This is a genomic window from Staphylococcus gallinarum (assembly GCF_000875895.1).
Taxonomy (GTDB): Bacteria; Bacillota; Bacilli; order Staphylococcales; family Staphylococcaceae; genus Staphylococcus; species Staphylococcus gallinarum.
Map to the genome: position 1 here is coordinate 1 of NZ_JXCF01000168.1, position 241 is coordinate 241.

Consider the following 241-nt stretch of genomic DNA (forward strand, 5'->3'; position numbering starts at 1 on the left):
TGGCATATGATTAACAGGTAACGTACCTTCTTTAATTTTATATCCTTGTGCTTTTGCCTCTTTAGTAGTTAATCCAACTCTAGACAATGGAGGGTCTAAAAAGACTGTATAGGGTACAACCCCTCTGTTTTCTGTACTACGATTTCCTAATCCATATATTCGATCATTAACAATTCTAAAATCGTCTAAAGAAATGTAAGTAAACTGCATGCCTCCTTTAACATCACCAATTGCGAAAACA

1 pseudogene is annotated in these 241 nt (G+C 34.9%); it reads right to left on the reverse strand.

Annotated features, from left to right (window positions below):
- A pseudogene (locus tag SH09_RS13915) lies at positions 1-241 on the reverse strand (hypothiocyanous acid reductase MerA); the annotation flags it as partial.